Here is a 398-nt window from a genome sequence, read left to right on the forward strand (position 1 = left end):
ACCCGGACCTCATCCGTCCTGAAGGGTACAGGAACGAGGTGCTCTCCATGCTCTCCGAGCCCATTGGGGATCTTTCCATCTCCCGGCCCAAGGCCCGGGTTCCCTGGGGGATCCCCTTGCCCTGGGATGAAGTCCACGTGACCTACGTCTGGTTTGATGCCCTCCTCAACTACGTGTCCGCCCTGGGCTACCCCGATGATCCCCGCTACGCCACCTTCTGGCCGCAGGCTTGGCACCTGATCGGCAAGGACATCCTGAAGCCCCACGCGGTCTTCTGGCCCACCATGCTGAAGGCGGCAGGGATTCCCATGTACCGGCACCTGAACGTGGGAGGGTTTCTGCTGGGGCCGGATGGACGGAAGATGAGCAAGACCCTGGGGAACGTGGTGGATCCCTTT

The 398-nt window shown here is 62.8% G+C and carries 1 protein-coding gene; it reads left to right on the top strand.

Annotated features, from left to right (window positions below):
* Positions 1-398, top strand: a 398-nt coding sequence (locus EMN46_RS19280) for a class I tRNA ligase family protein (RefSeq protein ID WP_154202638.1), incomplete at both ends; no start/stop codon positions are given.

The sequence above is a fragment of the Ancylomarina sp. 16SWW S1-10-2 genome, assembly GCF_009669305.1.
Lineage (GTDB): Bacteria > Bacteroidota > Bacteroidia > Bacteroidales > Marinifilaceae > Ancylomarina.